This window comes from Algoriphagus sp., assembly GCF_029254265.1.
Taxonomy (GTDB): Bacteria; Bacteroidota; Bacteroidia; order Cytophagales; family Cyclobacteriaceae; genus Algoriphagus.
The window spans coordinates 1-26181 of the sequence record NZ_JAQWXX010000134.1 but is presented as its reverse complement, the minus strand read 5'-3'; the positions used below and the strand labels follow the sequence as shown (position 1 = coordinate 26181).

Below are 26181 nucleotides of genomic sequence, written 5' to 3'. Positions count from 1 at the left end.
ATCAGCATCATGAAAAACCAATTTTGGGAGGTTTAAATCTGCTTTTCCCAAAACCGCAATTTCCCCTTGTGGCTTTGCTGGACCAATCGGTAGCTTTCCGGGATTTCAGAAGCTTCGCCACAATAGGTGACTATTTTGGTTTTAATAGGACAAGCATCAAACTTCGCCCTAAGAGCTAAGATATGTTGCTCATATTGAATCGAATTTATGTTGCTTTGCCTGTCTAGAGGGTCTTTTGAATTGATATTCTCCTCGAAGGAATTGAAAAAGTAGAAGCCGTCAAAATCACGGAAATCCAGGGAAATCAAATCTCCATGGATAAATTCCAGATTAGAAAGTTGATGATTGACAGCAATCTTTCTGGCGAGTTGAACCAGATTTTCCCGCTGTTCTATGCCAGAAATTTTAATACCCGAACTGTCTGCAGCGATCAGGCAGAATTTTCCTAGGCCTGATCCTAAATCTAAAACCGACTTACATCCTGAATTTTCAAAGAAGGAAATTGCTTTCCTTGCAATTCCCACAGGAGTCCAGTGTGTCCCTGAAAGCTTCCTCATTTTGAGGGGGTAAAGCGCATCAAAATCCTTATCCGAATAAGATCCTAAAACCATTCTGTTTCAAATTTAAGTAACAACTAGAAGGGCTTACTTTTCAAAACTCATGAGATTCGTGATTCAGAATACAGGTCATAAGCTGCAACAAGAGTTTGTCTTTGGGAGGAATGTCCATAGGGCTCATAGTCTTGAATTTGGTCTCTATTTTCTACAAAAACCGGAAAGTAGGTAGCCTCAAGTTCATCCCAAACGATCAAAATATAGGCATATGAAATTTTACTGTTTCTCCCATTTTCAAGCCAGGAATCAAAAACTGATTCATCTAGCGCTTTGGGGTAATCGGGACTTTCAAACATAAACAAGGGAGAGTTCTAATAGGTCTGCAAAATAGAAAGGTCCACAATCTACTCCAAATTCGAATTTGTAATCAATGAAGCGTTAAGAAGCTCTAGCAGAGACTCAAAATTTAAGAGTTCAAAAACTGCGCTAATAAACCTTGAAACTGATGAACTCCTTGTTCCATTTTAGGGGAAAAACGTCCAGTTTGATAGACTCTGGAAGACATTCCCTTGAAAACACCTTCCACCACAAATTCATCTTCCCGTTCTACTTTATCTAGCGCAGCCCCTGCACCGGTGTCAAGTTTAGACTCATCAAGTACATAAGTGATGAAGCTAACTTTGGTTCGATTCAGTGAAATAGGTTTAACAATGTTGATTGAGCAGCCCCATGGATAAAAATTGAACATCATATTTGGGAAAATCCAGAAGTAGTAAGCAGAGATCTTCTGTCCATAATCTTCATGATCTTTTGGTAAATCAAACACATGCTCCCCTCCTGCTGCATGACCAACTTGTAGATTACAATATGGATAAAGCTGCGTCTCGTACTTTTTATAATCCAGCACAGCATTTAGACTGTCATGCACAAAAGGAATATGAAATCCCTCCAAATAATTGTCGCAATACAAGGCCCAATGCGTATTGACCAAGTAATCCTTGTTTCGACTTTTATCTTCTTTAAAATCGTTTAAAGGCAAAAAACCCACTTTACGCTGCATGACATCTAAGACTAATTGAAAGTCTAAAGAGTCTTCTAATGCAGTAAATAACCAAGGCCCCCATTGCTTGAGCGGAAAGCGATGCAGGTTATCTCCTTTTCTTGGAAAATCTTTAGCTTCCTTAAATTCAGGCATGTGTTGAAATCCCCCCTGAAGATCAAATCTCCTTCCATGATATGCGCAAGTAATTTGTCGCATTTTGCAGGGATCATGGCAAAGAATATTGCCACGATGCGTGCAGACATTGGAGATACAGGATATAGATCCATTATCATTGGTCAGCATCATTGGTTCTTCAAGACCAAATTCCAAAAAAGTAAATGGGTTTATTTGCTGATTCAAAGAGACTAAACCAGTATCTCCGACAAATTGCCAGGTTTTGGCGAAGACCCTATCGATTAGTTCCTCATAAACCTCCTTCGAGCGGTAAAAAGAAGAAGGCAAAGTTTCTGCCTGAGTAATATCGGGATGGATATGGAAAGCTTTCAATTATCTAATTATCTTGTTTGCTTCCAAAATAAGTATTTCCACTCAATTCAGTTTTCTTTTGAATAAAACTTCTTCGCCTAGACAGCTCGGATTAATTACAGTCATCGCATTGGTTGCCGGGGGAATGATCGGCTCGGGGATTTTTACTCTTCCTTCTGCTCTAGCGCAGTTTGGAGGGATCAGCATTTTGGGTTGGGTTGTAGCCGCGATAGGAGCAATAGTTTTAGCACATATGATGGGGCGGCTTAGCAAAGTGATTCCCGAAAGTGGCGGTTCTTATGCTTATACCAAAAGAGCTTTCGGGGATTTTCCCGCATTTTTAGTGGCATGGGGATTTTGGCTTTCACTTTGGAGTACCAATGTGGCCATTGCTTTAACTTTCACAGGCTACCTCAGTGTTTTCTTTCCTGCTATTGGGCAATCATCTTATTTATCACCAATCATTAGTTTGGTTGTGATTTGGACACTCACTGCCATCAATAGCCGATCAATACGAACAGGAGGAAACTTACAAGTGCTGACAACGGCTTTGAAGGTAATCCCTGTTTTAGTTGTCGCAGTTGGTGGAATCTTCTTTTTCAACCCAGATCATTTCGTTCCTTTCAACCTTTCAGGAACTTCTTCTGCTCAAGCAGTTTTAGGTGCGTCAGTGCTTTGTTTCTATGCCTTCCTCGGTATTGAAGCCGCTACGATCCCAGCAGATAATATTAAGAATCCCGAGAAAAACATTTCAAAAGGCACACTGATCGGAGTTGGATTGGTAGTTTTTCTTTACATGTTCAGTTCAATATCCCTGTTTGGTGTGCTGCCTCCAGGTGAAGTAGCTTCAAGTCTTGCCCCACTTAGTGATGCTGCGACCAAAATTTTTGGAGGTGGAGCAAAATACTGGGTTGCAGCAGGAGCTTGTATTTCCACTTTTGGAGCGCTGAATGGTTGGATTTTGATTCAAGGACAAATTGCCCAATCAATGGCAAAAGATGGCTTGCTTCCCAAAGCGCTGGCTTTTAAAAACAAGAATAATTCGCCTAGTACCGGCATTATCGTTTCCAGCGTTTTTGTGACAATTCTTTTGATCCTAAATATGACCAAAGGATTTGCCAGCCTTTATTCCTTTATGGTTTTGCTAAGTACGATTACTTCTTTATTTTTCTATTTATCTGCAGCTTTGGTGTATACCTATTTTTCATTCGGAGAAAAGTTAGGGTTTACCTGGACCCTCAAAAGCAAAATCATTTCTTTGCTTGGACTAGGCTTTAGTATTTGGGTATTCTTTGGTTCGGGAACAGAAGCGATACTTTGGGGAACTGTTGGAATGCTACTAGGGGTCCCAGTTTATATCTACAATAAAAAACAACGAAAATGAAAACTTGCCACTCAGACTATGGATTGATTAAAAGTGTTATCCTGAAACCAGCAGAATCTGCTTTTGAATCAGCCGAAAAAATAGCCGCAGAATGGAAAGAATTGAATTATCTCTCTGCTGTGGATTTCACAAAATCAAAAACAGAATATTCAGAGTTCCAAAAATACTTCGAAAATCTAGGCGCTGAAGTCCATTTGCTTCCTGCATCCAAGACGAGCATGGATTCGATTTATTGCCGGGATGCAGCTTTGGGAACAGATTTTGGTCTGATCCTTTGCAATATGGGAAAAGCGGCAAGGAAATCTGAACCAAAGTCAATAGAGGTTTTTTGTCAGGGAAATGGAATAAAAGTTTTAGGTAAAGTGGAAGCACCTGGAACCTGCGAAGGTGGAGATATGTGTTGGCTGGATGAAAAGACTTTGGCTGTAGGCCATACTTACCGAACCAACCTAGAAGGAATCAGACAACTTCGAAATTTTTTAGAGCCAAGAGGAATTGAAGTCCTCCAAGTAGAGCTTCCCCATTACAAAGGACCATCTGACGTATTTCATCTAATGTCGATTATCAGTCCTTTAGATAAGGATTTGGCTATGGTTTATTCTCCTCTTATGCCAATATATTTCAGGGAGGAGTTAATGAAAAGAGGATTTACTTTGGTCGAATGCCCAGAAGAAGAGTTTGATTCAATGGGTTGCAATGTCCTGGCTTTGGCTCCAAGAAAGTGCCTCATTGTCAAAGGAAACCCAATAAGTGTAGCACGTTTAAAAGCTGTCGGATGTGAAGTGATAGAATACGAGGGTCAGGAAATTAGCCAAAAAGGATGTGGTGGACCAACTTGTCTAAGCAGACCTTTGTACAGAATGATCTAGTCTGGTTAAATTTACAAGTTATTTTATCCTGAACTCAAGCGAGATTCTCTTCTATTTCTGAAACAAAGGAGGATGCGCCTCTTCAAATTCAGTGGCAGCTTGATAGGCTTTAGCCAAAGCTAAAATACTACCCTCATCGTAAAGATTCCCAATTAGTGTAAAGCTCGTAGGTCTTCCTTTTTTATCTAAACCATTTGGAACGCAGACCACCGGATGTCCAGTTAGATTCGTACCCATCAGTTGGTGCATATTCGAAGTGGGAGAAATAATCACATCATATTGGCTAAAAAGTTTATTTACTTCTTCAATTAGAAGTCTTCGCTGCCGATTTGCCTGAAGGTATTCCACCGCAGGGATAAATCGAGATTGCCGAAGCGAATTCGTTCGTGAACTTTTTTGTTGCTCGACCATTGTATCCACTGCCCCTGATCGAACCAACTCATCAAAGAACGCTCCAGCCTCTGCTCGCAAAATAATGTCAAAAACAGCATACGGGTAATCAGCTGGAAAAGCAATCGAATCCAGTTGAACTCCTAAATTTTGAAACAACTCCAAAGTTGCCTGGAGATTCCTTCCAACATCGGTAGTATCCTTATCTATATCCCCCTTTAAATAAGCAACTTTCAATTGGCCTGCAGTCTTTGAGGACCGATTGAAGGGAACGTCATTTGTACTGGGATCTTTTACATCTTTTCCATAAATGGTCTCAAAAACTATCTCACAGTCTTCTGCTGATCTCGCGATCGGACCGATCTTATCCATAGACCAACTCAAACTCATCACGCCGTGACGACTCACTCTTCCATAAGTAGGCCTAAGTCCAGTCACGCCATTTCTACTGGAAGGTCCCACGATTGAACCCAAAGTTTCTGTACCTAGTGCAAAAGCTACTAATCCTGCAGAAGTTGCCGATCCAGAACCTGCAGATGAACCACTAGCCCCTTGTGTAAGGTCCCAAGGGTTTTTGGTTTTTCCACCGAACCAGACGTCTCCTCTAGCCAAGGCTCCAGAGACTAGTTTGGCAATTAGTACCGCACCTTCAGCTTCCAATTTTTGAACTACCGTAGAAGTGTAATCTATTACTTGATCCTCGTATGGCTTTGCTCCCCATGTCGTCGGGTAGCCTTCCACAGCCATCAGATCCTTTACCCCGTAGGGAATGCCGTGTAAGATGCCTTTATAATTTCCAGCCGCGATTTCCCTATCTGCTTTCTTTGCCTGCGCCAAAGCCAAGCTGTCTGTTAGAGTAATCACACTCAGCAATTGCCCATCAAAACGTTTGATTCGATCGATATAAAGTTGGGTAAGTTGCTCAGAAGTGATTTTTCTATTTTTGATTAGTGAGGCGAGCTGCGGAATAGAGAAAAATGCCACTTCCTGCAAATCATCAGGTAGTTCTATTCCTTCTGGAATCAGAAACTTGGGGTTTTCTTTTTTCTGAGGAAATTCAAACCCCAATGGATGCGGGTCAAACATCATTGCCGGAAAAGTCTCTGCTGAAGTTTTATATAGGCGAAGACTGTCATATCCAAGTTTATTTTCTACCAAGTAATCATACATGGTATCAATCTCTTGATTTGAATAATTAAGGCCAATTAGCTTTTGACTGGCTTTAATATCCCTTTTTGTGAACGGAGCTTGATTGCTTTTGCAAGCAAAAACAAATAATGAAATCAGTAAAAACTGAAAAACTCTAAGTGTGATCGTGTTCATAAAAGCGTTTGGGTAGATAAATCGAATTGGATTGATTCGGGATTAAGATAACCGAACATTTCCGAAGAAAAAATTGATATTACTCCACATGATTTCTTATTGTATTTTCATGGTTTATACGCCTTTTTTTAGATTGCTAAAATTCAATCGAGATGATTAGTATCTTTAATTTCTATTATTTGAAAACAAAACAACCCCACTGCACATGAAAACTTATCACTATTTCCTAGCCTTGGCCTTTTTAGCCGTTTTATCCTGCACTTCCCGGTCATCTCGTGAAAGACAAGAATCGGGTGAAAATGTAACTGATGAGCGAAAGCTTAGTGGTATTTCCGAAGTTAAAATCTCCGGTATCCTCAATATTTACCTAAAGCAAGGAGATAATGAGTCGATTCGAGTAGAAGGTGATGAAAAGGCAGTTGCGTTACTTGAAATTGTTGAGAATGGAGAGGTTCTGGAGATTGGATATAAAGATGAAGATAATGTCAAAAATATATTTGAAGACTTTACACCCGATATCTATGTGACTGTCTCAGATCTAAGTAAGTTGAATTTTGAAGGTGTAGGGAATATTCAGACTGAGAATGCATTCCAAGTAGACGGAATCATCATTTCCGGTGATGGGATAGGAAAGATTGATTTGGAAATTGAGGCAAATACTATCGAAGCAACATTTAATATGATGGGGAATATTATCCTAAAAGGAACTGTAGAAACAATTAGTCTGTCCAACGAAGGCATGGGTAAGATTGATGCTTCTAAACTAATTTCCCAAAAAATGATGCTGAATTCTTCAGGAATAGGGCTGGTCGAGGTGTATTGTGAAGAAGAATTATCAATCACAGTAAATGGCATAGGATCAGTTAATTATAGTGGAAATCCTAAAGTGATCAAAGAAGATATTAACGGGATAGGAAAAGTCAACAGGAACTAACCTTGAGGCGCAAACCTCAATTTTCAAAAAGTAAAATTTTATGATGCATCAGATCGAATCCTCCGATCTAAGGATCCAAGTCAATTCTATTGGTATGGAGCTTTCCTCCATCCATTCAAAAAATTCTAATCAAGAATACTTGTGGCAAGGAAACCCAGATTACTGGGCAGGCCAAGCGCCAGTATTATTCCCGATCGTTGGAGCCTTGAAAAAAGGACAGATGACTTATAGAGGAATTACCTATTCCCTGGAGAAGCATGGGTTGGTTAGGAATTCGTTAAAACCAAAGCTTATAGCTTCCGGAAAAAATTTCCTGCGCTTTGCTTTATCATGGGACGAAGAATCATTGATTGCTTATCCTTTTAAGTTCAGGTTGGAAATTGAATTTTTATTGGATAGAAAAACACTTCAAGTCAAGCATCATATTTCTAATGAAGGTGAGGATTTTATGCTGTATTCCATTGGAGGACACCCAGCTTTTAACTGCCCACTTCATTCAGATGAAAAATACGAGGATTATTATTTAGAATTTCCCGAAGACGAGACTGATGCAACCTGTATGATCGAACCAAATGGATTAATAGGTTTGGGTAGTATCCCTATGCTAAATCAAAGCAAAACCATCCCTCTTCACTCCCATCTTTTTGATGATGATGCCTTGGTTTTTAAAAATTTGATATCCAGAAAAGTAGCTCTTGTATCTCAGAAGCGCGGACCGATACTAGCTGTAGAATACCAAGATTTTAATTACCTGGGGATTTGGGCAAAACCATCAGCTCCATTTGTATGTATCGAGCCTTGGCTAGGAATTGCTGACTCAGTGGACACCAATCAAAACTTTGAAGAGAAGGAAGGACTCTTGAAGTTAGCTCCGGGTGAATCAGATCAAAAAAATTATTCAATTACTATTTTGGAATAACTCCGCAGTAAATTTTAATTCTCAGACCGTACATTCAAAGCCGGTTCCTTTCCAAATGATGACCTCATTTTTGATTTCCGTCGGGTCAATCCCAGCTCCATCTCTACCTAGAAAACCTAAGACCTTTCCCTCACAATCATAAACTGAGATTATTGTGTTACAATTTGGACAACAGTTTCGGATCAGAAAGACTTCTTGGTTTTGGTATTTGCCAGCAGTGACATAAAAATAAACTCCAAAATACGAGTCATTTAATTCATCGGTGAGTGTGTTTAGCCAAGTCAGACTTTCAGCAGGATTTTCTACCCCACAATAAATAATTGGTTCTTCTTCCTCTTTGCAGGCAGTGATTAAGAAAAAAAGAATGAATAGAGATAAAAGCGACTTTTTCATTTTAAAAGAGATTTTTAATCTTTTACGAAGGAAAACAGAAATAGATAACAATGCTCGAAGATCAAATTAAGCAATAAATAGAAATTAACAGGATTATCCGAAATGATGTCATCGGCTTTATTTCATTGATCTTCAATATTGAATAACGAAAAGAACAAATTCAGGCTTTACCCTTATTTCTAATAAGGTTTAATCTATTTACTGGCAAAAAATCGGATATTAAAATTAGAATTAAAACGAAAGCCAGAAGGAAGCTCGCATTCTAGAAATTCAAAGAGCATCAACTCGATAAACATATTTTAATCAGTAGCTTTATTAGCTTTGGTCCTCTTCTTAAATCTGATTTCATAATTTTAAGGCTAGCTGCTTGATATGGACCCAACCTCACCTCTCGATTCAATCCGGATAAATTTCTCTACAAGCGATCTACTTTTATTTAATCTTGCGCTTGCATTGATCATGTACGGAGTTTCACTTGATCTGAGGTTCCAGGATTTTAAATACCTACTTAAAAACCCTAAGGCCTTTTTCTTAGGGGTATTTTCCCAATTTTTTCTTTTACCTTTTTTGACTTGGTGTCTAGTGCTGGCCATGAAGCCACCACCTTCTGTTGCACTTGGGATGTTTTTAGTTGCAGCTTGCCCAGGAGGAAACGTATCAAATTTCTTGAGCAATCTTGCTGGAGGGAATACTGCACTTTCAGTGAGTCTGACGGGATTTTCTAGTATTTTATCAATCGTGACTACTCCCTTGAATTTTGGGATTTGGGCTAGCTTCTACTCCCCAACCTCCAATCTTTTACGAGATATAAGCCTAGATTATTCTGATGTTTTCATGACTGTAGGCTTAATTCTCGGTGTTCCGTTGATTTTGGGAATTCTGACTCATCAATACCTTCCTAAATTTGCTGAGCGTGCTTCTGCAATATTGAAACCGCTGAGCATTCTCATTTTTGCAGCATTCGTGGTTATTGCATTTATAGGGAATTTAGATATTTTCCAAAAGTACATTTCATTGATTTTCTTCTGGGTTTTAGCTCATAACCTAGTGGCATTAGGAGCTGGTTTTTTTACAGGAAAAGTTTTTGGTTTGCCCATTACCGATATCAAATCACTTACAATTGAGACAGGAATTCAAAATTCAGGCTTGGGGCTCGTCTTGATTTTCACTTATTTTGATGGGTTGGGAGGAATGGCAATCATCACTGCCTGGTGGGGAATCTGGCATTTGATCTCAGGAATGACAATTGCCAGTATATGGAAACAAAAAAAACTCCCTGTAAAAGTTGAATTTGAGTAAATGAAATACTTGCTAAATGCATTTCTTCGTCTGATCGTGAAAATCGCCCTTCATGGGTATTTCAAAAAAATCAAGGTCGAAGGATCAGAAAACATCCCAAAGAATGTCCCTATCATCTTGGTAGCCAATCATCAAAATGCTTTGGTGGACCCTTTGCTTTTGGCCACACACACTTCACTGAACCCATATTTTCTAACTCGAGCCTCAGTTTTTAAAAACCCAATTGCTGCTAAACTGCTGGATTTAATCCGGATGCTTCCAGTATACCGTGTGAGAGATGGTTTTTCTACAATTCAGCAAAATCAAAAAACCTTCGATCAAACTTTTGAAGTTCTTCGCAAAAATGGCACTGTAATCATTTTTGCCGAAGGTAGTCATAGTCTTATTCGAAATCTTAGACCACTCAGCAAAGGCTTTACCCGAATGGCATTTGGACTTAAAGAAAAATATCCTGAAAAAAATCCGGTCATTTTACCGGTAGCCATGGATTACAGTGCACATCGAAGGTCAGGCAGCAAAGTAAGAATCACTTTTGACCGGCCCATTCCCGTGGACATGCCAGCCTCTAAATCCGGTCTACTTACCAAATCTGTCGAAAAAGCACTCCAAAAGCTTGTGGTCACCATTCCAATCGAAAATTATGAATCTCATTTGGAAAGGTTGATCGAGAATGAAGTAGATCTTACCTCCAAAAAAGATGTTGAACTTTTTTTGAAAACTGGAGAGGTTCCAAATCCCATCAGAACCCATGGAGGATTAAAAAACAAGCTGATGAAAATATTTCATTTCCCACTCTTTTTCCTCTGGCTTTGGAAAAGTCCAAGTGTCAAGGATAAGGTTTTTGATAGCACTTGGAAGTTTTTGATCGGATTCGTTTTTGGACCGATTTGGTACTTTTCCCTGTTTTGGCTTGCATTAGACACTCCCCTTGGCAGTTGGGCTCTCGCTTTTTTGATCATGGCTTGGATTAGTCTTTGGGGAAATAAAAACCCTCAGGAATAATTCGCGAACACCAAATAATATTTGGCAGGATTTTCTACCTTTGAGGTAGATTTTAACCCAAAAATAACGAAATCATGTCTGAAGATTTTCTTCCTCTTAATGGTACCGACTACGTAGAACTATATGTAGGAAATGCCAAACAATCTGCATTGTATTATCAATATGCATTTGGATACGAACTGATAGCTTATGCGGGTCCTGAAACAGGTATTCGAGATCGTGCTTCTTATGTATTGAAGCAGGGAAAAATCAGATTAGTCTTAACATCTCCTCTTCAAACAGGCGGAATCATTTCTGATCATATCCTAAAGCATGGAGACGGTGTAAAAGTGCTTGCTCTTTGGGTTGATGATGCAGAAAAATCTTGGCTAGAAACTACTTCAAGAGGTGCGGAATCTGAATCAGAGCCAAAAGTCCTTTCTGATCAATTTGGAGAAGTAAAGGTGGCATCGATCAAAACCTATGGAGATACAATTCATACTTTTGTAGAGCGTAAGAATTATACGGGCGTTTTCCTTCCGGGATATATGCCTCGTAAAAGCACCTACACCCCTACTACTATTGGGTTGATGTATATCGATCATTGCGTTGGAAATGTAGCCTTAGGAGAAATGAACAAGTGGGTTGAATTCTATGAAAATGTAATGGGATTCAAGCTTTTGATCACATTTGATGACAAAGATATATCCACCGAATATTCCGCATTGATGTCAAAAGTTGTTTCCAATGGAAATGGCTATGTGAAGTTCCCAATCAATGAACCTGCTGAAGGCAAGAAAAAATCTCAAATCGAAGAATACCTTGATTTCTACAATGGACCTGGGGTACAGCATATGGCAATTGCCACGGATGATATTATTCATACCGTTGGAGAACTTCGAAAGAGAGGAGTTGAATTTTTAGAAGTTCCAGCTTCGTATTATGATGATTTATTGGACCGAGTAGGTAAAATTGATGAAGATCTACAACCACTTAAGGATCTCAATATCCTAGTTGACCGAGACGAAGAAGGTTATTTATTGCAAATATTCACCAAACCGGTGCAAGACCGCCCTACCTTGTTTTTTGAGATCATCCAGCGGAAAGGGGCCAAATCATTTGGAAAAGGTAACTTCAAAGCACTTTTCGAAGCAATCGAACGAGAGCAAGAGCTCAGAGGAAATTTATAATTACAAAAGCCGGTCTTAGACCGGTTTTTTTTTGCTCAATAATCTCTTAATTTTTAAACTCAAAGTAGAAATCTATGAAAACAATCCTGTCATTTGTGTCAAAGACTATCAAAGGAGGAATTTTTTTTCTTTTACCCATCCTTCTCGTATTATTTTTTGTAAAAAAAGGAATAGCGCTGATTAAGCCAGTGGCAGAAGCGATTAGTAATGAGCTCGAAATCAATAGCTCCATTCTAAATGTGCCTTATATTCTTACCATCCTGATCATTGTATTAATTTGCTTTTTAGCAGGTTGGATTGCCAGTTTCGGATTGGGAAAAGTAATGGTTAAATGGATTGAAGAAAATGTCCTTTCTCTTTTTCCTGGGTATTTATTGATGAAAACTAGCTTAGAGAGTAAGGCTGGTTTAAAATCTGAAAAAGAGTTTCCAGTAGTACTCGTTCCAATTGACGGATTAATGTTTGGCTTTCTAGTGGATGAATTTGAAAATGGAGACTGTGTGGTTTTCGTACCATCAGCTCCAAGCACATGGGAGGGGAATGTAATTATTTTCAAGAAGGATCAAGTCACACGAACTAATTACAAACAAGGAGATATTTCTTCGATCATGAGAAAATTAGGAGTAGGAACAGTTGGTTTACTTTCGAAGAGTTAGTAGAGCCCAGAATGAATGTTTTTTAAAAACTTTTCGTCAAACTTAAAAATCTTCCGATCATAAGTCATCAAACCATTCGTTTCTATTTCTACATCTGTGGTCTGAGTATAGATAGCAGCTGCCAAACCAAGTGGAATGAGCTTTTTCAAATCCGCCATTAGTCTTTCATAACGGGTCTGTAAATCCGCTTTCGTAGTAAAAGACTGATAGCCCCAATTATCTTTATTCAACCAAGTATGACCTTCGATAGGCAATCCTAATCCACCAAATTCTCCCAGAACCATCAAATCAGATTTACCAAAGGTCCCTGGGTCAGGCATAACAGGGTCTGGATAATTATGAAGATCCAGAATATCTCCCACCACATCTGTTCCTTCCATTTCAAAATTACCTCCACTCGCTGAATTGATCAGCCGTGTAGGATCCAATTTCCTGGTTAAGTCCACAATCTCAGCTGTTTTGAATTGTCCCCAAGCTTCATTGAAAGGAACCCACACCACAATCGATGGAAAAAACTTGAATTCATTTATGATTTCTGTCCACTCGGTTTTGAAAATCTGCTCACTTTCAGGAGTACGGTCTTTATTCATTCCTTCCCTGATAATTCCCGGACGTACTTCCCAGCGATTCCCCATATCTCCACTTGGCATATCTTGCCAGACTAGCATTCCCAATTTATCCGCATGGTAATACCATCTTGCTGATTCTACCTTCACATGCTTACGAATCATATTAAAACCCATCTCCTTGGTCTTAAGTATATCAAAAGCTAGCGCTTCATCGGTTGGAGCTGTGTACAATCCGTCTGGCCACCAACCTTGATCAAGCGGGCCATATTGAAAGAGCGGTTTACCATTCAAAAACATCCTTTGGAAACCTTCTGAATCTTTAGACATTCGGATATCTCGGTAAGCCGCATAGGATGTAATTTCATCAATAACTTTTTTGCCTTTTAACAGGCTCACTTTTACATCATATAGAAATGGACTATCTGGAGACCATGTTTTTGGATCGGTCAAGATGATTTTTCGAGTATCCGAAGCGGATGCTAGGCTTGAATAAATCTCCCTTCCAGCTTCCATGAGCGTTATCTGAAGCTGCATACCCTCGGAATTACCAGTGATTTCCTGAGAAAAAATCAGTGCCGAGTTTTCCCAATCAGTCACAGAATAAAGAGATTTAAGATGAGTCTCTGGAACAGATTCCAGCCAGACGGTCTGCCAGATTCCAGTGACAGGAGTATACCAAATGCCCTTTGGGTCTTTGACTTGCTTTCCACGAGGCTGAGAGCCCGAATCACTCGGATCCCAAACTCTCACCTTGATTTTTTGGGTTTTCCCTTTTTTCAGAAATGGCGTCACATCGAAGCTAAAACCATCAAATCCACCTTGATGGATTCCAACGCGTTGATCATTCACCCAAATTTCAGATTCCCAATCAACCGCTCCAAAATGAAGTAAAATCCTGTTTTCACCTCTTTCTAAAGAAAGATCAAATGATCGTTCGTACCAAAGTTCAGCCTCAGGTCCAACGGTTTTATGCACTCCAGACAGCAGGGATTCTGCTGCAAAAGGAACAATGATTTCCCCCTGATCAATCGTTGTTGGGGCCGTTCCTTTGGCTTGAATGGCATAATTCCATCGACCATTGAGGTTCTGCCAATTATCCCGAACAAGTTGAGGTCTTGGATATTCCGGCAAGGGTGAATCAGGATTCACCTCGTCGGTCCAATCGGTTTTGAGAATCGGCCCCTGAGCAAAAACCTGAACAGCTAAAAAGCTAATTAAGCAGGATAAAAACAGATTTCTCATCATTGTTTTCTAGGTTTAGGTAAAGTCATTTAAAATCAAACCAGAGAATCATCGAGTACCCGGTATCGCCAGAATGAGCCACTCCATTGGATTTTTGCCCCTGTGGCCCCATTTCATCTGCCAGATGAAACTTAGTGCCAATCGGAGAAATTTTATACAAGAAAGATAAATCACCTTTTGGTAAAACTGGTCTTGTGCCTGGAGTTGAAAGGGGTGGGATTTCAGGATTAAAAAGCCCCAGAAATAAACCTAGTGTTTCAGACCGAATCTCTATCTCTCCTTCTTCAGTCTTTAAGTTAAGTGCATGAAAATTAGAATGAAAGCCTTTGAACTCCGGATAAATTAAATTTTCGAAGCTAAAACCAGTCATGGTGTTATTGTATTCCTTTTCCCAAAGCCCAAATTCAACACCCTTCAATCTGTTCTGCCAGACTCGATAAGGACCATTTCCTATCCATTGGGCACTGATGACTTTTTCCTCTGGATAAGAAAAACCAAGTCCAAGGATATCCAGATTCTTACCGTTGAAGTTTGGGGCAGAAGATTCCATTTTCAATCTTCCATCAGTCAAAACAGTCCAGGTAATCTTTGCTGGATAAGGTTTATACTCTGATTGTATCTGAATTGAACCGTCCTTATTTCTCTTCCAAGACACTTCTGAGACAGTTGACTCTACTCCCTCAACCTCCTCACGCTGTACAAGCGAAATTAAATCCCGGTCAACTCTGATCAATTGAAGATTTCCGTATTTCTTTCCAAAGAAATAAATCTTTTCACCTACCGCTATCTGCAAATCAGTTGATGTCTCTCTGACCACAATGTTTTGGGTTTCCAAGGGAGGATCATTACGGAAGTAATTTTGATTTCCTTTTGTGGGGTTATGAATTGGCTTAGCCCAAGTATAAAGCTCCTCACCGTTTATGCCAATTGCCGTTATCTTAAGCACATCACCGCTAGTCCATGAGCTAGGGAGATTCAAATTAACGATCCTAGTTTCACCTGGTTTTCCTTCAGGAAGGTCTATGGTACCTGAGTGGATTTCACTTCGCTCTTTCCATCCGTTAAAAGCCTCGATAGACCAATTGAGTTTGGTTTGATTCAAATTGGAAAAAAGGTATTTGTTCGTAACTCTGATGTTTCCATCAAAATTGGGAGAAAGAATAAAAGGTTCTACCTGCACTGGAGACCATATGGATTTGATGGTATAAAAACTGCCTTCCTTTTCCCGATATGGGCCTACTATCCCATCTGGAGCATGATTTCCGTCCACATCATGGATATTTCCCAGATCTTTTCTCAAAATCGCTTCATCTGCAAAAACCCACAAAAAACCGCCAGCACCGAGTGGATTGGACGTGTAGCTCTGCCAAAAATCATCTAAACCAGCGCCCAAACCACCATCATAAAGTCCATGAAGTAATTCGGTAGGTAAAAAAACATCTTGACCGCTGGTCAGTCTATTGATTCCAGCATCATAACGCGGGTAATGAAAAGTGTCAAAGCCATTTCGCTGTAACCAAGGATAAAGGATGGGACGCTTTTGAATATCTAACTGGTGGAAACCTTTTTCATTGGCAAAATTCCATCCACCTTCATTTCCATGATCCCAAATTACTACTGAAGGGTGATTGGCATCTTTGAGCACCGTTTCCTTAACCAACTTGGGTCCCACGATTGTATCATAGGCATCTTGCCATCCTGTCACCTCATCCAAAACAAACAATCCCAACGAATCCGTCAATTCTAAAAATCGTTCATCAGGTACATAATGAGACATTCGAACCGCATTCATATTCATTTCTTTCATCAAGAAAATATCCTCCAAATGATTGGCTTCTGACAAAGCTCTTCCGGTAGTTGGATAAGATGAATGTCGGTTTACACCTTTAAATATGACTTTCACATCATTGACATAGAAACCATCATTTTTGCGAAGCTCAACTGTCCTAAAACCGATCCGCTCAGTCTTTTCAAAAAGCGTTTTTCCATTTTGAAGAATCGAATACCGGGCATCGTAGAGATTTGGAGTCTCGGGATTCCAGGCTTTAATCTGATCAAATTGAGTACTGATCCAAACGGAATCAGAACTGATATCCTCTACTTTCGATCCTATGGCCAAATCAGAACCTTGCTCGAATAGTTCTATTTTAATCTGAGCAGCCTTCGGTACCTGACTTAAGGTTAATAAAGTAGTAAGCTTTCCCGATGCATTCGGGTCTACTGCGATTCTTGTGAAGTGTGTTTTGGGTAAAATCTCCAAAAAAACAGGTCGGAAAATACCTCCGAAAATCCAAAAATCAGCCTCTCTTTCAGCTTTGTTAATCGATTCATTTTCAGAATGCTTCTTTACTTTTACTTCAAGTATATTCTCTTTTTTATAATTCAAAAAACCAGAGATATCATATGAGAATCTATAAAAACCACCTTGGTGGATTGGACCAACAATCTGTCCATTAATTTTCACCTCAGTATCGGTCATCACCCCATCGAAAACCAATCGAATTACTTTGCCTTTCCAATCAGGATTTCCTGAAAAACGATGTTTGTAGTATCCGACTTCTTTTCCCAAAACCCGATCAGATTCTCGGTGATCATGACCGTAATTCAAGGTACCAAAGCCTTCCATTTCCCAATTGGAAGGAACCTTGATTCTAGTCCATTGTCCGCTATTTCTTCCATCGGATACTTTGAAATCCCAAAGCACTGCTTTGGAATGATCTTTTCCACTAAGATAAATTCGCTGATATAAATTGGATTGCTGCTGGGCAAAGCCAAGATTAATACTTATCGAAAAAGTGAAAGCAAAAAGGAAAATCCGAAAGAAATGATTCTTCATATTGGCTATTTAGATGATATCCTAATATTAAAAATAGGTCAAAGTCGATGGGATAAAAATTTTTTCTGCTTTTAATGAGCAATTTCTTCAAACAAATATTTCTTAATTCATTTACCTATCAGAATGGCATTTTTTAACAAATTACATATCTTAGACCCATATAGAAATTTTTGAAATATGACTTCAATAGACCCTTCAATCCTAGCGAAAGCCGAGTCTTGGCTTGCTGGAAATGTAGATGAGCAAACCAAATCTACCATCAGAACACTCATCAAGGAAAATCCCAAAGAACTGATTGACTCTTTTTATCAAGACCTGGAATTTGGAACAGGTGGACTAAGAGGGTTGATGGGTGTAGGTACCAACCGGATGAATGTCTACACAATCGGAATGGCAACACAAGGTTTAGCAAACTACCTTTTGAAATGCTTTCCAAACCAGGAAATCCGAGTAGCTATCACTCATGACAGCAGAATCAACAATACTCTTTTTGCAACTACGACTGCAAACGTATTGACTGCCAATGGTATCCACGTGCTCTATTTCAGAGATATGCGTCCTACTCCTATGTTATCATTTGCAGTTCGCCATTTTGGATGTAAAAGTGGCGTAATGATCACCGCTTCCCACAATCCAAAAGAATACAACGGCTACAAAGCCTATTGGGAAGATGGCGCTCAGGTGGTTGCACCGCATGATAAAAATATAATCACCGAAGTGCAAAAGATCACTTCTTTTGATCAGGTGAATTTTGATAAAAATGATGCGCTTTTCTCCTATATAGAAGAAGACTTTGATGCAATCTATCTGGAGAAAGTTAAGGGTCTAAGTCTCTCCAAGGGAGCCATTGAAGCTCAAAAAGACATGCCAATAGTCTTCTCACCGATCCATGGTGCCTCAGGTAAAATGGTGCCTGCCGCGCTTCGTGGCTTCGGATTTGAAAATATCAATATAGTGAAAGAGCAGGCTGAGCCAGATGGAAATTTCCCAACCGTGATTTATCCAAATCCAGAGGAAGCTGAAGCCTTGACCCTTTCCCTCAAACTAGGGAAAGAGGTTGGAGCTGAATTGGTTTTGGCTTGTGATCCTGACGGGGATAGATATGCTGCTGCTGTTCCTAATGCAAGCGGAGAATTCGAACTTTTAAATGGTAATCAGACTGGTTCACTTTTGACTTATTACCTTTTGAGTAGGTGGAAAGAAGCCGGAAAGCTTGATGGAAATCAATTTATAGTGAACACAATTGTGACCACAGAGCTAATCGATGAAATCGCAAAAGGATTTGATGTAACCTGTTTTTCGGTTCTGACAGGATTCAAAAATATTGCATCAATCATTTTAGAACTCGAAGGGAAAAAGAAGTTCATCTGCGGCGGAGAGGAATCGTACGGTTATCTAGTTGGGGATTTTGTGAGGGACAAGGATGGTGTTTCGGCTTGTGCTATGGTGGCTGAAATGATAGCCTACTACAAGACACAGGGTAAAACAGTCTTTGATGTTTTGGCTGAAATCTACACCCAATATGGTTTCTACAAAGAATCTTTAATCTCAGTCACTAAAAAAGGAAAAGATGGGGCTGAACAAATCCAGGCTTTGATGAATGGATTCCGGACAAATCCTCCTACGGAAATGAATGGAATCCCTGTAGAACGAATCGTGGATGTGAAGGAAAGTACTATAACCTACGTCAAAACCGGGAAAACAGAAAAGCTCGACATGGACAAGTCAAACGTGATGCAATTCTATTTAGAAGATGGAAGTAAGATATCTGCTAGACCATCTGGAACAGAACCAAAGATCAAGTATTATTTCTCTGTCAATAGACCGCTTGAAAATGTCGCTGATTACAGAAAGAAAGAAGCTGAACTTGCCAAAAAACTTGAAGGCTTGAAAGAGTATTTTAGCTAAAAAGCTGAAACCAAAAAAAGCGACGTTGAAATTCAATGTCGCTTTTTTTTACTTTTTCTGCCAAAGGCAATCTGCAAAATAATTTTCTGGATCTGTGAAGTTTTTAATAACCTTGAAGCCGCTTCTCTCGGCTAATTCACCTATCTCAATTAGGTTGTATTTTTTACTTACTTCCATAAAAATAGGTTCAAATGCCTCAAAATGAATCGTTTCCTGATTCGAGGAAAAATAAACCTGTTGCTTTTTAGTGGAAACAAGGTAACTCCGGCACTCACCGGAAATAGGATCGTATGTTGGCCAGTGAATAAATGAATCTAAGTCAAAATTTGCCCCCAGTTCCTTATTGATTCGGGCTAATAAGTTTAAGTTAAATGCTTTTGTGACTCCAGTAGGGTCATTATAAGCATTCAGGATTGTTTGAGGGTCTTTTTTCAAATCAAATCCAATCATTGCCCAATCCGAATGATTAGCTCCAATCATCAAATGGTCTAAAATCTCATGAGCTTCTTTCAATTGAAAATTACCCAAATTGGAACCTAAAAATAGAATGAGGCTTCTTTTCCCATTATCCCAAGCCTTTTCTTTTAAAGCGCCACGATAGGTGTCCTCAATTGAAGTGACTTTCAACTCAGGCATTTCCTGAGTCAAGCTATCTTTCAATTCTTTTAAAACTGATCCTGAGAAATCAACTGGGAAATAAGAATAGTCAACCTTCTTTTCCTGAAGATATCTGAGTAGAATTTTTGTTTTCAAACCATCCCCTGCCCCAAGTTCGATAAGATTAAATGATTCACCTGATTCTAAAACAGGTTCTAAAATTTGTTTATGCTGACTTTCTAAAATCTCAAACTCTTTTCTTGTCAGATAATACTCAGGCAAAGCCATGATTTCTTGAAAAAGTTTATCTCCTTTTGCATCGTAAAAATATTTTGATGAAAGTGTCTTCGGATTTGAACTAAGCCCTAACAGAACGTCTTGGGCAAAGCTTCCAAAGTCAGAATTTTTTGCATTCATAATTTTAAAGGGATTTCGCTAGACGTATTCCCATGAATTGCCATCGGAAGTGCGGGTGGAAAAAATTTCTGTAAGTTGATCTCGAATGATTTTCAGATGTGGCAATTGATGCTCCCCGGAGTACCATTTGATTAACCATAAATTTCCCATTGTATTCACCAAGAGCTCCTGGTGCAACTTTGAAACCTGGATAAGGCAAATAGGAAGAATTGGTCCACTCCCATCGCTTCCCCCAACTGAAATTCTGATTGGCAACTTCCCATTCAAATTCCGTGGGGAGCCTTGCTCCTTTCCAATTAGCATAAGCAGACGCTTCATAAAAATTTATGTGGGCTACAGCTGCATTATCATCGAGTTTCTTTCTACCGTTTAAAGTATAATAGGTCCAATCCGAGTTCTTTTTTTCCCAGTAGAGAGGTGCTTTGATCTCGAGATTTTTTGCCCAAGTCCAGCCTTCATCGTGCCAAAAAACAGGATTTTCATAACCTCCCTGATTTATGAATTCTAAATATTCCGAATTAGTCACCAAGCGATTAGAAATTGCAAAATCATTCAAATAAACCTTGTGACGATTGAGTTCATTGTCAAAGCAAAAGTCCTTTCCTGAATGACCTATTTCATATATCCCCTCCTTGATTTCCGTCCAGCCCACCCCTTCCTCTATCTCATATTCTCCAATTTCCATTACCTCAGGGTCAATCGGATTATGCCAAAGGCTAAATTTGAGATCCGTGATCAACAATTCTTGGTGCTGCTGCTCATGATTTAGACCAAGGACAACTAGCTCTAAGATCTCCGAATCACCAGAATTTATAAGTCTTTCCATTGCATCATCAACATAGGTTCGGTATTCTAAAACCTCTGATACCGGAGGTCTGGACATCAACCCCCGCTGATTTCTTACCGTCCGCGATCCAAGCGTGTTGTAATAAGAATTGAAAAGGAAATTGAATTGAGGATGTTTGACCAGATATTCAGGATTTTTCGGAACGAGGATAAATTGCTCAAAAAACCAAGTCGTATGCGCAAGATGCCATTTAGGAGGACTTACTTCCTCGGAAGCTTGAAGTGAAAAATCTTCAATTATCAGGTTTTTGCAAAGATCCAAGGAGCGTTTGCGAACACTACGAAAACTTTCTAAAATAGACATTAAACTCAGCTATTTTTGGCAATTAAGCCAATTATTCAATTTTTTTATTCGTTTCCAATATGTACTAATGCATCCCCTACGTTGATCACAGGAAGATTATTCAACCCGAGAACATAGCCATTTGTCGGGGACTTTATTGGCTCTTTAATCTGACCATAAGGGTCTGATATTCTTGCTAGAACCTGTCCTTTTTTAATTGAATCTCCTAGTTTGACAGAAGCATTAAATATTCCAGAAGACCTTGCTCTAACCCAGTTGCTCTCTTTCAGGAAAATCGTTTCTTGAGGAGTAGAATTATAATCTATCATTTCTAAGCTTGCGAGAAGCCTCTTGGTTCCCTGTACACCTTCTTCAATTGCATAATCGTCCAATCGCATAGATTCACCTCCCTCATAAACCAAAATCCGCTTTTCAGCCTTAAAAGCTGCTTTTCGGAATGATTTTTCAATGTACTTTGAATTGAGAATATAATGAGTTCCAAAGGCTTTTGCCAATTCCATTGCTTTTTTATCCGAGTAGTCCACGCGGATTTGAGGGTAATTACTCAACATTCGCCCTCCCGTATGAAAATCAATTCCATAATCTATCTGAGGGATAATTTGCTCATTAAGAATAAAGGCAATACGTCCTGCAAGAGAGCCTTTTTTACTACCGGGAAAACTTCTATTCAAATCTCTTCCATCTGGGAATGTGCGGGAATTAGATAGAAAACCATAAATATTTACCAAAGGAATGAAAATAAGTGTTCCTTTTAATAACGTTAACCCCTCATCCACTTCTTCTAAAAGTCTTTTGGCAGTAACTATCCCGTTGATTTCATCGCCATGTACACCACCGCTTATCAGTACAACAGGGCCCTCCTCTTTAGCAGATCTAATAAATATGGGTAAATCAATTAATGTATGAGTGGGAAGTTTGGCAATTGGTAACTCGATATTCATGGATTGTCCCTGACGAATCCTGACCCCATTAATTAAAAGTTCTTTCATTAAATCTAGTTTTGGATGATCCTTTGATTTTCTATTGGTTCAAAATCTTACTTATTTCGCATCACAAGGATTCATTCATGAATATACTAGAAAACATTTCGCTGAAGGCGTATAACACTTTTGGGATTGACAAAAAGGCCAAATATTTTTCAGTTGCCAATAATTTGGAGGAGCTCATAGCGCTTTTGAAATGGGCCAAATTAAATAATGAGAAAGTCTTGATATTAGGAGGCGGTAGTAATATTCTTTTAACTCAGGATCTTGATTGCCTAGTAATTAAAATTGAAATCAAGGGGATCACCTTGCTTGAGGAAACAACGGATGAAGTTCTTATTGAGGTCGGAGCAGGAGTTATTTGGCATGATTTAGTCCTTTATACAATCGATCAAAATTGGGGTGGAATTGAAAACTTATCGCTGATCCCGGGTACAGTTGGAGCCTCGCCAATGCAAAACATCGGTGCATATGGCGTGGAGATCAAAGAGGTTTTTGAAAATTTAAAAGCCATTGATCGAAATGATTTTTCGATTCGGAAATTTGAAGGTGTTGATTGCAATTTTGGCTACAGAGAGAGCGTATTTAAGCATGAATTAAAAAATCAATTCATTATCTACTCGGTAACTTTTAGACTTAAAAAATCACCTGATTTTAAGATTACTTATGGAGCTATTCAGCAAACGCTCCAGGAAAAAGGTGTGAAGGAATTAAGCTTAAAAGCGATTTCCGATGCTGTTATTTCAATTCGTCAGTCAAAGCTTCCTGACCCAAAAGAAATCGGAAATAGTGGTTCATTTTTTAAAAACCCTACCATTCCTAATTCGGAATTTGAAAAATTGAAAGAAAACTACCCAGATATACCTGGTTATAAAAACGAAGAAGGAACCAAAATTCCCGCTGCATGGCTGATTGAGCAGGCGGGATGGAAAGGGAAGCGATTTGGCGATGTAGGCGTTCATCAAAACCAACCTCTTGTACTAGTCAATTATGGAAATGGTTCAGGAGAGGAAATTGTAGCACTTTCAAAAAAAATACAAAAGTCAGTTTTTGAGAAATTTCAAATAGAACTCAGCCCAGAAGTTAACTTCCTTTAAACAAGCGCATCATTTACTTCAAAGGTTTTGTCATATTTCTCCACCTTCACACCAAATTTTCGCAGAAAATCAACTCCTTCGTCACTTCCGATCCCTTTATATTCTGCATACGAAAAGAGGAAAATTACTTTTGAAATACCCATTGAAAAAATAATCCTTGCGCAAGCGAGGCAGGGAGAAAGTGTCACATAAAGCGTAGATCCTTCTACTGTTGTGTTATTTTTTACAGCATAAAGAATGGCATTTTGCTCCGCATGAAGAGCCAAAGAACAACTTCCTTTGCTATCTCGAGCACATCCATTTTCAGGAAACTCAACATCACAATTGTGGGTACCGGCAGGAGGCCCATTATATCCAATAGAGATTATTCGAGTGTCTTTAGTTAGGACAGCTCCCACATGTTTTTTGATACAGTGTGATTTTTGGGCAAGATTAACTGCCAATTCCATGAAAATATCGTCGAAATCCGGTTTGTTCATTTTCTATAATTTGCCCAAAAATAGTATTTGAGCAGGAAGAATCATGTACTTATCTACACTTGTTTTTCGTTTAAATTTTAAATTTTAACTTTCAAGGACCTTATTCGTTTTTGAAGAAAAAGAACAAAAAATGACAAAACCATCCATTATCACTTTACTTTTCTTCTCTTTTGGTTTGATTTTTCTAAGCTCATGTAGTTCAATCGAAGTTTTCAAAGAAAACTCTGAAATCCCCATAAATAAACCCTACAAGACTTTTGTGCTAATAAACCAAGAAATCGGTATGCGCGGATTTTCATCCCAGTTCATAGATGCTCAGGTGCAAATCCATCTTCAAGAAGCACTAGAGGCGGAAGGCTTGGTTTACGATAAGATACAACCCGATCTTGTCATTAGATATACCTCCAATGAGGATCCGAGGGAGCGCGAAATAAATAATAATTTAAATCCATATCCTTTTTGGGGATATCGAGTATGGGATCCATGGATGTACAATCCATATGTAGATAATTACAATAGGAGCACAACCTCAAGCTATGAACTGGTACAAGTGATTGTCGACTTTATTGATCCAAAACAAGACAAGTTCTTGATGACTTTGACAGGCGTTACCGAGGTTTCAAGTCAAAAAACGAAGGATAATAGAATTTTAAAAACAACAGATAAAATTGTTGAAAGATTTATCTCAGAAATTCAATCTTACAAAAACCCTAACTAATGATGGAAACTAAAATGAAAACCTTGAAGGAGTTTTATCCTTATTACCTATCTGAGCACCAAAACTACACCTGCAGAATGCTTCATTTTGTAGGCACGGGTCTTTTGTTCATGATTTTAGTTTCCGCTTTGGTTACCCAAAACTATGTTTGGTTATACTCCATCCCAGTTGTTGGATACGGATTTGCTTGGGTAGGACATTTCTTTTTTGAAAAGAATAAGCCTGCAACTTTCAAATATCCCTTATTCAGCTTAGCATCTGACTTTATTCTATTTTTTGATCTTTTAAGAGGAAAAGAAAAATTCCGAATCATCGAAAAATAAAAATTTAAAGAAAGATTGGATTATTTCTGGCAACATATTTGATAAATTAATAACACCTGCTACTTTTGTATTAGGATATTTGTATTTCAATCTTAAGTTTTTGGATTTGATGTTAACCATAGTACTTATCGACGATGACCCCATCAGCACATTTGTGACTGAGAAACTTATATCCAAAAATGTAAGTGAACCTTGTAAATTTTTTAAATACCAAAGTGCAAAACAGGCACTAAAAGAAATATATTTAATACGCCCCAATTATTTGTTTTTAGATCTAAATATGCCTGAAATGAATGGATGGGATTTTTTAGATTCCTTTAATTCTGACCAAAATCAGGCTCAGATCTATATTTTAAGTAGTTCTGTTGACGATAGAGATATTTCAAAAGCAAGAAATTACAGTATTGTAAAAGATTATCTTTCAAAGCCACTCATCAAGAAGTATATAAAATCCATCTTTAGTTGATTCCTATTCGGCCTTTCTTAAGGTCTTTTTTTTTGATTTTACTTTTTTGACAAACCCTTGGATACGATATTGGTTATGTTTATGAATCAAATTTTACCCATATGGCTATTGCAAACCCAGAATTAATTTCGGCACTAGAAAAGACCATTTTTAAGCTTTCCAATGGATCTCCATATCAATGGGGTCATATGGGAGCTTGCAACTGCGGAAATCTTGCCCAAGAATTAACCAAGTTAGAAAAGTCGGAAATCCATCGGTATGCGATGGGGAGATATGGCGACTGGAATCAACAACTTGTAGACTTTTGCCCCACAAGTGGATACCCAATGGATCTAATGATTAGTAAGATGTTAGAGTTTGGATTAACTATTGAGGATTTATCTCATTTGGAAAGACTATCTGACCCAAAAATCTTATCAGCTATGCCCTTTGAAAGAAGGAGATCAATATCTAAAAACTCAAAAGAAGATGTAATCTATTATATGAAGACTTGGTCAGAACTACTTAGAAAAGCTTGGGTGAAAGAAAATGTAGAATCTGAAATAGCAATTGAAGAAAAAAAATTAGCTGTTGCTTTATTGTAGGCAAAGAAAAAATATTTTAATTAGCATCAGTATTTAACAAAACCTCTTTCTAATTAAACTATGGCTGATTTTGACGACGATTTTGATGATGTTGAAGACATCGAAGATGGTGATGATTTCGACAGTGATTTTGAAGATGAGTATGACTTGGATGATGACAATGAATTCTTAGATGATAACATTGTGGATTTTGACGAGGATGAACTTGACGAAGACATCGATGAGGATTTTGATGACGAAATAGACTAATTAACACTTCGTTTGTAGTTTATTTTGGGATAGTTCATTAAACTGTGTCTAGGTTTAAATTTATGTTTCAAAGGACTGGCAGAGGAGGCCGTAGGCCGACGAAGCCAGTCCTTTGAAAACTAGTTTTTCAGAGGTATTCTTTC

26 protein-coding genes are annotated in these 26181 nt (G+C 38.7%); 15 read left to right on the top strand and 11 right to left on the bottom strand.

Annotated elements, in window-relative coordinates; genetic code table 11:
• Positions 1-32 precede the first annotated feature (32 nt).
• The 3 genes from P8O16_RS20445 to P8O16_RS20435 form a co-directional block, all read right to left on the bottom strand.
• Positions 33-611: a methyltransferase domain-containing protein gene (locus P8O16_RS20445; RefSeq protein WP_300318212.1), complete on the bottom strand. Its 579-nt coding sequence runs from the start codon at positions 609-611 to the stop codon at positions 33-35.
• Between the two features lie 47 nt (positions 612-658).
• Positions 659-910 carry a hypothetical protein gene (locus P8O16_RS20440; RefSeq protein ID WP_300318210.1) on the bottom strand — a complete coding sequence of 84 codons (252 nt, stop codon included), beginning with the start codon at positions 908-910 and terminating at the stop codon, positions 659-661.
• A gap of 110 nt (positions 911-1020) precedes the next feature.
• Positions 1021-2103 carry an SRPBCC family protein gene (locus P8O16_RS20435; protein ID WP_300318207.1) on the bottom strand — a complete coding sequence of 361 codons (1083 nt, stop codon included), beginning with the start codon at positions 2101-2103 and terminating at the stop codon, positions 1021-1023.
• A gap of 58 nt (positions 2104-2161) precedes the next feature.
• Between P8O16_RS20435 and P8O16_RS20430 the strand changes: the two genes are divergently transcribed.
• Together P8O16_RS20430 and P8O16_RS20425 are read left to right on the top strand one after the other, a co-directional pair.
• Positions 2162-3466 carry an APC family permease gene (locus tag P8O16_RS20430; protein ID WP_300318204.1) on the top strand — a complete coding sequence of 435 codons (1305 nt, stop codon included), beginning with the start codon at positions 2162-2164 and terminating at the stop codon, positions 3464-3466.
• The gene (locus P8O16_RS20425; protein ID WP_300318201.1) at positions 3463-4335 is read left to right on the top strand and encodes a dimethylarginine dimethylaminohydrolase family protein; all 873 of its coding nucleotides are present in this window, start codon (positions 3463-3465) and stop codon (positions 4333-4335) included. Before P8O16_RS20430 ends, P8O16_RS20425 begins: the two co-directional genes overlap by 4 nt.
• A 51-nt stretch (positions 4336-4386) precedes the next feature.
• Here P8O16_RS20425 and P8O16_RS20420 read toward each other — a convergent pair whose 3' ends face one another.
• Entirely contained in the window at positions 4387-6048 is a 1662-nt protein-coding gene (locus tag P8O16_RS20420) for an amidase (RefSeq protein ID WP_300318198.1), read from the bottom strand.
• 205 nt (positions 6049-6253) lie between these two features.
• Here P8O16_RS20420 and P8O16_RS20415 point away from each other — a divergent pair, with 205 nt between their 5' ends.
• Both P8O16_RS20415 and P8O16_RS20410 read left to right on the top strand, forming a co-directional pair.
• Positions 6254-6982 carry a head GIN domain-containing protein gene (locus P8O16_RS20415; protein ID WP_300318196.1) on the top strand — a complete coding sequence of 243 codons (729 nt, stop codon included), beginning with the start codon at positions 6254-6256 and terminating at the stop codon, positions 6980-6982.
• Between the two features lie 40 nt (positions 6983-7022).
• The gene (locus P8O16_RS20410; RefSeq protein WP_300318193.1) at positions 7023-7901 is read left to right on the top strand and encodes an aldose 1-epimerase family protein; all 879 of its coding nucleotides are present in this window, start codon (positions 7023-7025) and stop codon (positions 7899-7901) included.
• A 21-nt stretch (positions 7902-7922) separates the two neighbouring features.
• Here P8O16_RS20410 and P8O16_RS20405 read toward each other — a convergent pair whose 3' ends face one another.
• Complete coding sequence (locus tag P8O16_RS20405) at positions 7923-8294, bottom strand: hypothetical protein (protein WP_300318191.1); 372 nt, start codon at positions 8292-8294, stop codon at positions 7923-7925.
• 372 nt (positions 8295-8666) lie between these two features.
• On the opposite strand from P8O16_RS20405, the gene P8O16_RS20400 reads away from it, so the two are divergent.
• From P8O16_RS20400 to P8O16_RS20385, 4 genes are all read left to right on the top strand, one after another.
• Positions 8667-9593 (top strand): bile acid:sodium symporter family protein, encoded by a 927-nt coding sequence (locus P8O16_RS20400; protein WP_300318188.1) that lies wholly within the window; start codon positions 8667-8669, stop codon positions 9591-9593.
• Entirely contained in the window at positions 9594-10595 is a 1002-nt protein-coding gene (locus P8O16_RS20395) for a 1-acyl-sn-glycerol-3-phosphate acyltransferase (protein ID WP_300318186.1), read from the top strand.
• A 74-nt stretch (positions 10596-10669) separates the two neighbouring features.
• Complete coding sequence (hppD, locus tag P8O16_RS20390) at positions 10670-11764, top strand: 4-hydroxyphenylpyruvate dioxygenase (RefSeq protein ID WP_300318183.1); 1095 nt, start codon at positions 10670-10672, stop codon at positions 11762-11764.
• 74 nt (positions 11765-11838) lie between these two features.
• Positions 11839-12420 (top strand): hypothetical protein, encoded by a 582-nt coding sequence (locus tag P8O16_RS20385; RefSeq protein ID WP_300318180.1) that lies wholly within the window; start codon positions 11839-11841, stop codon positions 12418-12420.
• Here P8O16_RS20385 and P8O16_RS20380 read toward each other — a convergent pair.
• The gene (locus P8O16_RS20380; protein WP_367182866.1) at positions 12417-14234 is read right to left on the bottom strand and encodes a glycoside hydrolase family 2 protein; all 1818 of its coding nucleotides are present in this window, start codon (positions 14232-14234) and stop codon (positions 12417-12419) included. The two genes, P8O16_RS20385 and P8O16_RS20380, sit on opposite strands and share 4 nt — an antisense overlap.
• Before the next feature lie 22 nt (positions 14235-14256).
• On the bottom strand, positions 14257-17067 hold the full coding sequence (locus tag P8O16_RS20375; protein ID WP_300318177.1) for a glycoside hydrolase family 2 TIM barrel-domain containing protein: 2811 nt from the start codon (positions 17065-17067) through the stop codon (positions 14257-14259).
• Between the two features lie 177 nt (positions 17068-17244).
• On the opposite strand from P8O16_RS20375, the gene P8O16_RS20370 reads away from it, so the two are divergent.
• Entirely contained in the window at positions 17245-18975 is a 1731-nt protein-coding gene (locus P8O16_RS20370) for a phospho-sugar mutase (protein WP_300318175.1), read from the top strand.
• A 48-nt stretch (positions 18976-19023) separates the two neighbouring features.
• Here the strand turns inward: P8O16_RS20370 and P8O16_RS20365 are convergent, their stop codons facing one another.
• The 3 genes from P8O16_RS20365 to P8O16_RS20355 are packed head-to-tail and all read right to left on the bottom strand — an operon-like array spanning position 19024 to position 22128.
• Positions 19024-19989, bottom strand: a complete 966-nt coding sequence (locus P8O16_RS20365; RefSeq protein WP_300318172.1) for an L-histidine N(alpha)-methyltransferase — start codon at positions 19987-19989, stop codon at positions 19024-19026.
• A gap of 4 nt (positions 19990-19993) precedes the next feature.
• A complete protein-coding gene (gene egtB, locus P8O16_RS20360; RefSeq protein WP_300318170.1) occupies positions 19994-21139 on the bottom strand; it encodes an ergothioneine biosynthesis protein EgtB in 1146 nt (381 codons plus the stop codon).
• 44 nt (positions 21140-21183) lie between these two features.
• Positions 21184-22128, bottom strand: a complete 945-nt coding sequence (locus P8O16_RS20355) for a succinylglutamate desuccinylase/aspartoacylase family protein (RefSeq protein ID WP_300318168.1) — start codon at positions 22126-22128, stop codon at positions 21184-21186.
• 77 nt (positions 22129-22205) lie between these two features.
• Here P8O16_RS20355 and murB point away from each other — a divergent pair, with 77 nt between their 5' ends.
• Positions 22206-23219 (top strand): UDP-N-acetylmuramate dehydrogenase, encoded by a 1014-nt coding sequence (gene murB / locus P8O16_RS20350; protein WP_300318165.1) that lies wholly within the window; start codon positions 22206-22208, stop codon positions 23217-23219.
• Here the strand turns inward: murB and P8O16_RS20345 are convergent.
• Positions 23216-23698, bottom strand: a complete 483-nt coding sequence (locus P8O16_RS20345; protein ID WP_300318162.1) for a dCMP deaminase family protein — start codon at positions 23696-23698, stop codon at positions 23216-23218. The genes murB and P8O16_RS20345 overlap by 4 nt on opposite strands.
• A gap of 130 nt (positions 23699-23828) precedes the next feature.
• Between P8O16_RS20345 and P8O16_RS20340 the strand changes: the two genes are divergently transcribed.
• From P8O16_RS20340 to P8O16_RS20320, 5 genes are all read left to right on the top strand, one after another.
• A complete protein-coding gene (locus P8O16_RS20340; protein ID WP_300318159.1) occupies positions 23829-24416 on the top strand; it encodes a DUF4136 domain-containing protein in 588 nt (195 codons plus the stop codon).
• Positions 24416-24739, top strand: a complete 324-nt coding sequence (locus P8O16_RS20335) for a DUF962 domain-containing protein (protein ID WP_300318156.1) — start codon at positions 24416-24418, stop codon at positions 24737-24739. Before P8O16_RS20340 ends, P8O16_RS20335 begins: the two co-directional genes overlap by 1 nt.
• Before the next feature lie 109 nt (positions 24740-24848).
• Positions 24849-25205, top strand: coding sequence for a response regulator (locus P8O16_RS20330; RefSeq protein WP_300318153.1), 357 nt, complete (start codon positions 24849-24851; stop codon positions 25203-25205).
• 101 nt (positions 25206-25306) lie between these two features.
• A complete protein-coding gene (locus P8O16_RS20325; protein WP_075351072.1) occupies positions 25307-25789 on the top strand; it encodes a hypothetical protein in 483 nt (160 codons plus the stop codon).
• A 60-nt stretch (positions 25790-25849) separates the two neighbouring features.
• Positions 25850-26038, top strand: coding sequence for a hypothetical protein (locus P8O16_RS20320; protein WP_075351073.1), 189 nt, complete (start codon positions 25850-25852; stop codon positions 26036-26038).
• Positions 26039-26181 lie beyond the last annotated feature (143 nt).

Coding starts and splice junctions, on each gene's coding strand:
- P8O16_RS20445 (WP_300318212.1), bottom strand. CDS start 611: ATGGTTTTAGGATCTTATTCGGATAAGGATTTTGATGCGCTTTACCCC.
- P8O16_RS20440 (WP_300318210.1), bottom strand. CDS start 910: ATGTTTGAAAGTCCCGATTACCCCAAAGCGCTAGATGAATCAGTTTTT.
- P8O16_RS20425 (WP_300318201.1), top strand. CDS start 3,463: ATGAAAACTTGCCACTCAGACTATGGATTGATTAAAAGTGTTATCCTG.
- P8O16_RS20420 (WP_300318198.1), bottom strand. CDS start 6,048: ATGAACACGATCACACTTAGAGTTTTTCAGTTTTTACTGATTTCATTA.
- P8O16_RS20415 (WP_300318196.1), top strand. CDS start 6,254: ATGAAAACTTATCACTATTTCCTAGCCTTGGCCTTTTTAGCCGTTTTA.
- P8O16_RS20410 (WP_300318193.1), top strand. CDS start 7,023: ATGATGCATCAGATCGAATCCTCCGATCTAAGGATCCAAGTCAATTCT.
- P8O16_RS20405 (WP_300318191.1), bottom strand. CDS start 8,294: ATGAAAAAGTCGCTTTTATCTCTATTCATTCTTTTTTTCTTAATCACT.
- P8O16_RS20400 (WP_300318188.1), top strand. CDS start 8,667: ATGGACCCAACCTCACCTCTCGATTCAATCCGGATAAATTTCTCTACA.
- P8O16_RS20395 (WP_300318186.1), top strand. CDS start 9,594: ATGAAATACTTGCTAAATGCATTTCTTCGTCTGATCGTGAAAATCGCC.
- hppD (WP_300318183.1), top strand. CDS start 10,670: ATGTCTGAAGATTTTCTTCCTCTTAATGGTACCGACTACGTAGAACTA.
- P8O16_RS20385 (WP_300318180.1), top strand. CDS start 11,839: ATGAAAACAATCCTGTCATTTGTGTCAAAGACTATCAAAGGAGGAATT.
- P8O16_RS20380 (WP_367182866.1), bottom strand. CDS start 14,234: ATGATGAGAAATCTGTTTTTATCCTGCTTAATTAGCTTTTTAGCTGTT.
- P8O16_RS20375 (WP_300318177.1), bottom strand. CDS start 17,067: ATGAAGAATCATTTCTTTCGGATTTTCCTTTTTGCTTTCACTTTTTCG.
- P8O16_RS20370 (WP_300318175.1), top strand. CDS start 17,245: ATGACTTCAATAGACCCTTCAATCCTAGCGAAAGCCGAGTCTTGGCTT.
- P8O16_RS20365 (WP_300318172.1), bottom strand. CDS start 19,989: ATGAATGCAAAAAATTCTGACTTTGGAAGCTTTGCCCAAGACGTTCTG.
- egtB (WP_300318170.1), bottom strand. CDS start 21,139: ATGTCTATTTTAGAAAGTTTTCGTAGTGTTCGCAAACGCTCCTTGGAT.
- P8O16_RS20355 (WP_300318168.1), bottom strand. CDS start 22,128: ATGAAAGAACTTTTAATTAATGGGGTCAGGATTCGTCAGGGACAATCC.
- murB (WP_300318165.1), top strand. CDS start 22,206: ATGAATATACTAGAAAACATTTCGCTGAAGGCGTATAACACTTTTGGG.
- P8O16_RS20345 (WP_300318162.1), bottom strand. CDS start 23,698: ATGAACAAACCGGATTTCGACGATATTTTCATGGAATTGGCAGTTAAT.
- P8O16_RS20340 (WP_300318159.1), top strand. CDS start 23,829: ATGACAAAACCATCCATTATCACTTTACTTTTCTTCTCTTTTGGTTTG.
- P8O16_RS20335 (WP_300318156.1), top strand. CDS start 24,416: ATGATGGAAACTAAAATGAAAACCTTGAAGGAGTTTTATCCTTATTAC.
- P8O16_RS20330 (WP_300318153.1), top strand. CDS start 24,849: ATGTTAACCATAGTACTTATCGACGATGACCCCATCAGCACATTTGTG.
- P8O16_RS20325 (WP_075351072.1), top strand. CDS start 25,307: ATGGCTATTGCAAACCCAGAATTAATTTCGGCACTAGAAAAGACCATT.
- P8O16_RS20320 (WP_075351073.1), top strand. CDS start 25,850: ATGGCTGATTTTGACGACGATTTTGATGATGTTGAAGACATCGAAGAT.